Origin of the sequence: Mycobacterium sp. E2989 (assembly GCF_001667595.1) — a bacterium.
GTDB lineage: Bacteria > Actinomycetota > Actinomycetes > Mycobacteriales > Mycobacteriaceae > Mycobacterium.
This window is the reverse complement of record NZ_LZJX01000133.1, coordinates 1-8751: the sequence shown is the minus strand read 5'-3', so window position 1 is coordinate 8751 and position 8751 is coordinate 1. Positions and strand designations below refer to the sequence as shown.

Genomic DNA, 8751 nt, shown 5'->3' with positions numbered 1-8751 from the left:
CCGAGCAGACGTAAAACCCTGCACGACATTCATCAGCTGCGACACAGAGTTATGGAGTTAGGAGAACGCCCTATGAGTGACCAGAACGCGCCAATCGCGTCGACGGAGGTACGAGTCGCCATTGTCGGCGTCGGTAACTGCGCGTCTTCGCTGGTACAGGGCGTCGAGTACTACCAGAACGCCGACGAGAACAGCACCGTGCCCGGCCTGATGCATGTCAAGTTCGGCCAGTACCACGTGCGCGACGTCAAGTTCGTCGCCGCCTTCGACGTGGACGCCAAGAAGGTCGGCTTCGACCTCTCGGACGCGATCTTCGCCTCGGAGAACAACACGATCAAGATCGCCGACGTGCCGCCCACCAACGTGGTGGTGCAGCGCGGCCCGACGCTGGACGGCATCGGTAAGTACTACGCCGACACCATCGAGCTGTCGGACGTCGAGCCGGTCGACGTGGTCAAGGCGCTCAAGGACGCCGAGGTCGACGTGCTGGTGTCCTACCTGCCCGTGGGCTCGGAAGAGGCCGACAAGTTCTACGCGCAGTGCGCCATCGACGCCGGGGTGGCGTTCGTCAACGCGCTGCCGGTGTTCATCGCCTCGGACCCCGTGTGGGCCAAGAAGTTCGCCGACGCCGGCGTGCCGATCGTGGGTGACGACATCAAGAGCCAGGTCGGCGCCACCATCACCCACCGCGTGATGGCCAAGCTGTTCGAGGACCGCGGCGTGCAGCTGGACCGCACCATGCAGCTCAACGTCGGTGGCAACATGGACTTCCTCAACATGCTCGAGCGCGAGCGGCTGGAGTCCAAGAAGATCTCCAAGACGCAGGCCGTCACCTCCAACCTGCAGCGCGAGTTCAAGACCAAGGACGTGCACATCGGCCCGTCCGACCACGTCGGCTGGCTCGACGACCGCAAGTGGGCCTACGTCCGGCTGGAAGGCCGCGCCTTCGGTGACGTGCCGCTGAACCTGGAGTACAAGCTCGAGGTGTGGGACTCGCCCAACTCGGCGGGCGTGATCATCGACGCGGTGCGGGCCGCCAAGATCGCCAAGGACCGCGGCATCGGCGGCCCGGTGATCCCGGCGTCGGCGTACCTGATGAAGAGCCCGCCGCAGCAGCTGCCCGACGACGTCGCGCGCACCCAGCTCGAAGAGTTCATCATCGAGGGCTGACCGCTTTTTCAACTTCGTGCGGTGAGGTCACCGAAGCGACCTCACCGCACGATTCGTTTCGGTGGCGGGCTTGTTTGCCACGCCAACGTGACGCTCGGCGACCGCCGCCACACCAGCGTGACGCTCGGTGCTGCGGCCGCTCGCGGCCGTTTCGGCGACACAGCGCTGTGCGGGTGCTTAGCATCATCTCTCGATGACCGTTCAACCCGCCGCTTTCCTGCGCACGACGCTTCCGCTGGATCTGTCCCGGCTCGAGGAGTTGGACGGCGGCCGGTACCACTCGATCTGGCTGCCCGACCACATGGTCAGCTTCTGGCCCGACTCGATCTGGACGCCCGAATTCACCGACCTGGCGACCGCATCCCCGTCGCCGCACCGCCACCTCGACGGCCTGGCGGTGGCCGCCGCTGCCGCGGTCCTCACCGAGCACGTTCCGATTGTGAGCGCCGTCGTCGACACCGTTCGCCGCCACCCCAGCATGCTCGCCCAGACGGCGCTGACCATCGATCACCTCGCCAAGGGCCGCTTCGTCCTGGGCTTGGGCAGCGGCGAGAGTGAGAACACCCTGCCCTACGGCTTCGACTTCTCCGCACCGGTCAGCCGTTTCGAGGAAGCCCTGGCGGTCATCCGGCTGCTCTGGGAGAGCGACGGCCCGGTCGATTTCGACGGGCGCTTCTACACGCTGCGGCACGCCCGGCTGGACACCGAACCCTACGAAGGCCAACCGCCGCAGATCTGGATCGGCGCCAGCGGTCCGCGCATGCTGGACATCGCGGGCCGGCACGCCGACGGGTGGTGGCCGGCCGGCGCGTGGACACCCGAGCACTACGCCGAAATGCTCGCAGCGGTAAGGGGGTCCGCGGAACGCGCCGGCCGCGACCCGATGGCGATCACCCCGTGCTTCATCCAGGTGTGCGTGCTCGGCCAGGACTCCGACGCCCTCGCCGACATCCTGCAAGCACCCCTGGTCAAGGCGTTCCTGTTGCAGGTGTCGGCGGAGACGTTGCGCGGCTTCGGGTTTGAGCACCCGATGGGCGAAAGCTGGCGAGGATTCCAGGACATCGACCCGGCGGTGCTCACGCGGGAGCGCATCCTCGCGTTCCTCGACAAAGCCACGCCGGACATGGTGCTGGCCGCCGTGCCGCACGGGACGCCGACGGAGGTCGCCAAGATCGTGAAGACCTACGTCGACGCGGGACTGCGCGTGCCGAAGATCCTGGACTACGGCGCCATGGCCGGCCTGAAATACGCCGAGGCTTCGGCGGCCAATGTCCGCGCCGCCGAAGACGAACTGATGCGGCTGTGCGGGGGCGCCTCGTGACCACCCCCCTGGACGCTGCCCAGCTGCTCGCCGCCGCGGAGGCCGAGACCGGATTGCGTGACTACGGCGATCCCACGTTGCCGCAACGCTTTACGGTCGCCGTCGAGCACCTGAACGGCCTCGGTATGAACGACGATGGCAACCGACAGGCCGCGCAGGTATGTCATTGGCTGCTGACATCCCGCCTGGAATTCATCGAAGACCGCAACCGCTACCCGATCGCCGACGAGGTGATCGAGGGGCCGATGTTCGTCACGGGCGAACCGCGTTCGGGGACAACGCTGATGCACGCGCTGATGTCCGTGGACCCGGGGGCGCGGGCGCTGCGCTTCTGGGAGGTGATGTATCCCTCGCCGCCGCCCGGTCTGGCCCGCCCGGACGACGACCGTCGGCAACGGGCCGACGCGGACTGGCGCGAGATCAACGCCAAGATGCCCAAGTGGCTGCGCAGCCACCCCTACAACGACATGCTCGGCGACGGACTGCCCGAAGACGAGCGCACCTGGGCGTTCGACTTCCGGGTGATGACACCGACCGCCTGGTGGCGCGTGCCGATGCAGTCGCTGGTGGGCGGCCTCGCCACGGACCCGGCGGCGCAATACCGGCTGCACAAGGCCATGCTGCAGCAGCTGCAATATCGCCGGCCGCGAAAGTACTGGGTGCTGAAGGGCTTTCACGGATTCCGGCTCAAGGAATTGTTCGACACCTACCCCGACGCGCGGATGGTGTGGCTGCACCGCGACCCGGTGCAGGTCGCCGCGTCGCGCACCATGATGATGGCCGACATCGCCGACGGCATGGTCGGATCGGTTGACCTGCGCGCCCTGACGAAGATGCATTTGGAGCTGACGCGCGCCGGCGTCGCCAACACGATGAGTAACCCCTTCGTCGACGATCCGCGCATCCTGCACGTCCGCTACGCCGACTTCGTCGCCGACCACATCGGCACGATTCGGCGCTACTACGCCTTCTGCGGTCGCGAGTTGACCTCCGACGCCGAATCGGCAATGCGCGCCTACCTGTCCGACAACCGCGGCGACCGCTACGGAAAATTCCGCTACTCCACCCAACTGCTGACCGACATCGGCGAAGACGTCGACGCGCTGCACGCGGAATTCCGGCCATTCCGAGAGCGATTCGGCGTCGCTATCGAGAACCGGGCCTGACATGGTGGGCACGCACAAGCGCCTGTCGGTGCACAACGTCACCTTCTACGGTGACTCGCTCGCCGAACTAGAAGCGTATTGGGCGGCCCTCGGCGTCTCCCGGCTGAGCGTGCTGGACAGCCAGTTGCTCGATCCCCGCTTTGCACTGTCGTTGCAGGGCAACGGATACGCCGTGGAAGCGGTCTATCACCTGTTCGCCGAGGGCAAGCTGGCCGGCGATCCGGATGCCGCCCGCGCGGGCCTGTCAACCGTGATCGACGCCGCCGCGGCCGTCGGCGCGCGCACCGTGTACTTGCTCACCGGCGGGCGCGGTGACCTCACCTGGGACCGGGCCGCCGAACGATTCTGCGAAATGGTCGCCCCCTGCGTGGCGCACGCCAAGACCGCGGGGGTGGCGCTGGCCATCGAGAATGCTTCCAGCCTGTACGCCGACATCCACATTGCCCATACGCTCCGGGACACGGTCACGCTGGCGGAGATGGGCGGCCTGAGCGTTTGCCTCGATTTGTTTCACTGTTGGGCCGAAGGCGATTTCGAGGCGATGGTGCAGCGGGCGTTGCCCCGAACGTCGCTCATCCAATTGAGCGACTACGTGCTGGGCGATCGGGCGCTGCCGGGCCGGGCGGTTCCCGGTGACGGCGTGATTCCGATCGAACGGTTCGTCACCCAGGCGCTCGCCGGCGGCTACGCACACGGGTTCGACCTGGAACTCATCGGTCCCCGCATCGACGGTGAGGGGCACCTGGAAGCCGCCCGGCGCGCATGTGATGTAGTCAGCGCGATGCTCGACAGACTGGGTGCGTGACCATGGCCTTCGGCGACGGTCCGGACGACGCGGAGCTGCAGTCGGCCTGGGCCGAATTCTGTGCGCGACTGCGGCAGGCGGGCGAGCAGGTCTTCAAGCAGGCCAACCCGCCGTCCGACGTGCATCGGGTCGACGCGTACCGGTTCCTCACCCAAAACCTGGGCCAGGCCTTCGATTTGGGGCTCGAAACGCGCGACACCCGCTACCCGGCCCTGCACACCTTCTGCGGCCCCACCCGCAAGCTCGGCGGTGATTGCGCCGACTTCACCTATCAGCAGGCGTGGATCGACGGGCAGTCGACCTACCGGCTCACCGGCACCCGCGGCACCGCGCGGTTCTTCAACGTCACGGTCCAGGGGTCACGCAGGCCCGGCCCGGGGGTGCTGCACGAACCCTTCGGGGACACACCGGAAGCCAACCTGCTCGGCCATCAACTCCGCATCGACGACACCGGTGAATTCGAGCTCTACATCGGCGGCCCCGAGCGCGGGCCGAACTGGCTGCCCACCACCGACCGGTCGCGCAAGCTGTTCATCCGTCAGGGGTTCGACCGCTGGGACGAGCTGCCGGCGCAGCTGCGCATCGAGCGAATCGACATGGACTCCCCCAAGCCGTTGCCCTCTGCCGAGCAGATGGTCGAGGCGATGCGCTGGGCCGGCGATTTCATCACCGGTCTGATGGCCGACTGGCCCGAGTTTCCGTTCACCTACGGCGGCGTCGACGCCGAGCACCCCAACGCCTTCCCGCGCGTCGACGCGACCGACGCCGACAACAAGCGCGGCCGGGCCGCGGCCAACATGTACTGGGAACTCGCCGACGACGAGGTGCTGATCGTCGAATTCGACGACCACGCCGGGCTGTGGATGCTCACCAACATGGGCGTCTTCTTCAACAGCATGGACTACCTGTACCGGCCGGTCAGCTACACGCCGAGCCGCACGGCCGTCGACGCTGACGGCCGCGTGCGACTGGTCATGGCGCACCGTGATCCCGGCGTGCACAACTGGCTGGACACCCAGGGCTTTCGGTGCGGCAACCTGACCTACCGGCACATGCTCGAGGGCGAACCCGCCGTGCTGAACACCCGCGTCGTCAAGCATGACGACGTCCTCACCGCGCTGCCCGCGGACACCACGCTGGTGACTTCGGCCGAGCGCGCGGCGGCGATGTGGGAGCGGTTCCACGGCATCCGCCGTCGTTACCCCCTCTAGACGGCGCGGCTAGATTCATGGTCGTGACCGAAATCTCCGAAGACGAACTGGACGGGCTCTCGGAATTCTCGCTGCTGTCCGAGAACGCCGAGCAGGCCGGCGTCACCGGTCCGCTGCCCGCCGTGCAACGCGTCGAGGCGGGCGCGGATGCGAGCAAGATCAGCGCGCTGCGCTGGGGCTCCGCTCCCCCGCGGATCGTCTTCCTGCACGGCGGTGGGCAGAATGCGCACACCTGGGACACCGTCGTCGTCGGGCTCGGCCAGCCCGCACTGGCGGTGGACCTGCCCGGGCACGGCCATTCGGCATGGCGCGAGGACGGTGACTACTCGCCTCAGCTGAACGCCGACGCGCTGCTGCCGGCCCTACGCGAGCACGCGCCCAGCGCCGATCTGGTGGTGGGCATGTCGCTGGGCGGGTTGACGGCGATCCGGCTCGCCGCCGTGGCGCCCGAACTGGTGAACGAACTCGTCCTGATCGACGTCACCCCGTCGGCGCTGCAACGGCACTCGGAGATGACGAAGGAGCAGCAGGGCACGGTGGCATTGATGCACGGGGAGCGCGAATTCCCCAGCTTCCAGGCGATGCTGGACCTGACGATCGCCGCCGCGCCGCACCGGGAGGTGAAGGCGCTGCGCCGCGGTGTCTTTCACAACTCGCGCCGGCTGGACAACGGAAACTGGACCTGGCGCTACGACGCCATCCGCCAGTTCCCCGACTTCGACGTCCTGTGGGAGGACGTGGACCGGCTGTCGGCACCCATCACCCTCATCCGCGGCGGCAACTCGGGATTCGTCAGCGACGACGACGCAGCCGAATTAAGCCGCCGCACAAAGCATTTCCGCACGGCGCACGTCGTCGAGAACTCCGGGCACTCCGTGCAAAGCGACCAGCCCCTGGCCCTGATCGACCTGCTGCGCGGAGTGCTCGACGGGCGGTGAGCCTACGGTGGTCGTATGACCCGCGCCGACACGCGCGGATCGGCAACGCCGTCGGCGTGTCCCGCAAGCGCGGTCGCGCTGCTGCGGGCGATGCGCGAGCGCGAATGTGCGGCTGGCCGCACACTCGGCGGGAGGCGGCGGGGGCGAGACAAGCGTTGTGGCGGTGGCGCGACGGCCGGTGAGACCATTTATCCGTCAAACACCGGAAAATACGAGCCCACTCGTGAGAAACTTCTCGCGCTAGATGGCCGCACCGGGTTTGAAAAGAGACTCAACAACGAATGCCAAAAAAATACGGGGTCAAAGAAAAAGACCTGGTTGTTGCGCACATCCTTCACCTCTTGCTGACGGGGAAGCTGCGCACCGGCGACCGCGTCGACCGCAATGAAATCGCACTGGGGCTCGGGGTGAGCCGCGTTCCGATTCAAGAGGCGTTGGTTCAACTCGAACACGACGGCATTGTGTCGACCCGCTATCACCGCGGCGCATTCGTCGAGCGGTTCAACGAAGCCACCGTGCTCGAGCATCACGAGCTCGACGGTCTGCTCAACGGCATCGCGTCCGCGCGTGCGGCAACCAGTCCCACCCCGCGCATCCTCGGGCAACTGGACGCCCTGATGCGAACGATGCGCGCGGCGAAGGATTCCCGGGCGTTCTGCGACGTCGCGGCGGAATACCGGCGCACCATCAACGACGAATACGCCGGGCCGCGGTTGCACGCCACGATCCGCGCGTCGCAGAACCTCATCCCCCGGGTGTTCTGGCTTACCTACCAGGGCGGCCGCGAGGAAATGCTGCCGTTCTACGAGGACGAGACCGCCGCGATCAATCGGCGCGATCCCGAGGCCGCCCGGGCCGCGTGCGTCGGCCGCTCCTACTTGGCGGCCCAGACGATGCTGGCCGAACTGTCCCGGCGCAGGGTGTTCACCCCGCCCGACGACGTCTCCCCCGTCGTTCCCGCACCCCTCGAACTGGTCGCCGACGCCGACCCCGTCGGCGTCGAGGCCTCGCTGGCGATCTAGGGCGCACGCTCACCCGACGAAGCCATCCGCCGGTCGTTACGGTGGCAGTGATGAATGCGCGCGTGGATCGGCACCATCGGCGCCGCGGAAGGTTCTTCGGACTCGCCGCGACCATCGTGCTGGTGTGCGGCACGGCATTAGGCGGGTTGGCCGCGCCCGCGACGGCTGACTGGAATCAATGCGCCCCGGCCGGCTTGGACAGCGCGCGCGTCCTGCCCAAGGATCTGACCGCGAGCCAGCCCACGCCGGAGGAAGACGACGACACCACACCGTCGGTCGAACCGCTCAGCTCGGTGGACGTAGGCGCGCTGGGCCTCGGCACACCGGGAGTGCTGACGGTTGGCACGCTGTCGGACGCCCCGCCCAACATCTGCATCAATTCCACCGGCGAGTTCACCGGCTTCGACAACTTGCTGCTGCGCGCGATCGCCGACAAGCTGCACCTGCAACTGCGCTTCGTCAGCACCGACTTTTCCGCGCTCCTAGCGCAAGTGGCATCCCGGCGCTTCGACGTCGGCTCGGCGTCGGTCAAGGCCACCGACCAGCGTCGCCGCACCGTCGCGTTCACCAACGGCTACGACTTCGGCTTCTACTCGCTGGTGGTGCCGCCCGGCTCGCCGATCCACAACTTCACCGATCTCGCCGCCGGCCAGCGCATCGGCGTGGTCCAGGGCACCGTCGAGGAGTCCTACGTCGTCGACACCTTGCACCTGCAGCCGGTCAAATACCCCGGCTTCGCCACCCTGTACGCCAGCCTGAAGACCCGCCAGATCGACGCATGGGTGGCACCCGGAACCCTCGCCGCGAGCCTGATCCGGCCGGGCGACGCGGCGGTGACCGTCGCAAACACTTTCAGCCCAGGCAATTTCGTGGCATACGCGGTCGCCAAGGAAAACCAGCCGCTGACCGACGCGCTCAACGCCGGGCTGGACGCGGTGATCGCCGACGGCACTTGGTCCAAGCTGTACTGCGATTGGGTGCCGCGCACGCTGCCGCCCGGGTGGAAGCCCGGGTCGAAGGCGGCGCCCGCCCCGAACCTGCCCGATTTCGCGGCGATCGCCGCCGCGCAGCACCGCACCTCGGCCCCGGCAGCGCCGAAATCCACGCTGGCGCAGTTG

Annotated in this window: 9 protein-coding genes; all 9 read left to right on the top strand. The window is 67.5% G+C overall.

Translation table 11 applies throughout. The features are described from left to right. Nucleotides 1-72: 72 nt before the first annotated feature. Nucleotides 73-1170, top strand: coding sequence for an inositol-3-phosphate synthase (locus A5680_RS24305; RefSeq protein WP_055399549.1), 1098 nt, complete (start codon nt 73-75; stop codon nt 1168-1170). Between the two features lie 193 nt (nt 1171-1363). After that, the gene (locus A5680_RS24300) at nt 1364-2491 is read left to right on the top strand and encodes an LLM class flavin-dependent oxidoreductase (RefSeq protein ID WP_067824096.1); all 1128 of its coding nucleotides are present in this window, start codon (nt 1364-1366) and stop codon (nt 2489-2491) included. Further along, nucleotides 2488-3657: a sulfotransferase gene (locus A5680_RS24295; protein ID WP_067824102.1), complete on the top strand. Its 1170-nt coding sequence runs from the start codon at nt 2488-2490 to the stop codon at nt 3655-3657. The genes A5680_RS24300 and A5680_RS24295 overlap by 4 nt, the downstream gene beginning before the upstream one ends. Before the next feature lies 1 nt (nt 3658). Then, complete coding sequence (locus tag A5680_RS24290; protein WP_067824093.1) at nt 3659-4462, top strand: sugar phosphate isomerase/epimerase; 804 nt, start codon at nt 3659-3661, stop codon at nt 4460-4462. Nucleotides 4463-4464: 2 nt separating this feature from the next. After that, nucleotides 4465-5673, top strand: coding sequence for a DUF1214 domain-containing protein (locus tag A5680_RS24285; protein WP_067824090.1), 1209 nt, complete (start codon nt 4465-4467; stop codon nt 5671-5673). A 17-nt stretch (nt 5674-5690) separates the two neighbouring features. Continuing rightward, nucleotides 5691-6611 carry an alpha/beta fold hydrolase gene (locus A5680_RS24280; RefSeq protein ID WP_156675220.1) on the top strand — a complete coding sequence of 307 codons (921 nt, stop codon included), beginning with the start codon at nt 5691-5693 and terminating at the stop codon, nt 6609-6611. Nucleotides 6612-6626: 15 nt separating this feature from the next. Then, nucleotides 6627-6959 carry a hypothetical protein gene (locus tag A5680_RS26130; protein WP_197499842.1) on the top strand — a complete coding sequence of 111 codons (333 nt, stop codon included), beginning with the start codon at nt 6627-6629 and terminating at the stop codon, nt 6957-6959. Continuing rightward, nucleotides 6893-7633, top strand: coding sequence for a GntR family transcriptional regulator (locus A5680_RS24275; protein WP_067824087.1), 741 nt, complete (start codon nt 6893-6895; stop codon nt 7631-7633). Before A5680_RS26130 ends, A5680_RS24275 begins: the two co-directional genes overlap by 67 nt. A gap of 50 nt (nt 7634-7683) precedes the next feature. Beyond that, nucleotides 7684-8751: ABC transporter substrate-binding protein (locus A5680_RS24270; RefSeq protein ID WP_156675219.1), on the top strand; the 1068-nt coding region annotated here is incomplete at its 3' end.

Bases quoted from the DNA above. Each gene is read 5' to 3' on its own strand.
- A5680_RS24300 (WP_067824096.1), top strand. From the start codon at position 1,364: ATGACCGTTCAACCCGCCGCTTTCCTGCGCACGACGCTTCCGCTGGAT.
- A5680_RS24280 (WP_156675220.1), top strand. From the start codon at position 5,691: ATGGTCGTGACCGAAATCTCCGAAGACGAACTGGACGGGCTCTCGGAA.
- A5680_RS24290 (WP_067824093.1), top strand. From the start codon at position 3,659: ATGGTGGGCACGCACAAGCGCCTGTCGGTGCACAACGTCACCTTCTAC.
- A5680_RS24275 (WP_067824087.1), top strand. From the start codon at position 6,893: ATGCCAAAAAAATACGGGGTCAAAGAAAAAGACCTGGTTGTTGCGCAC.
- A5680_RS26130 (WP_197499842.1), top strand. From the start codon at position 6,627: ATGACCCGCGCCGACACGCGCGGATCGGCAACGCCGTCGGCGTGTCCC.
- A5680_RS24285 (WP_067824090.1), top strand. From the start codon at position 4,465: ATGGCCTTCGGCGACGGTCCGGACGACGCGGAGCTGCAGTCGGCCTGG.
- A5680_RS24305 (WP_055399549.1), top strand. From the start codon at position 73: ATGAGTGACCAGAACGCGCCAATCGCGTCGACGGAGGTACGAGTCGCC.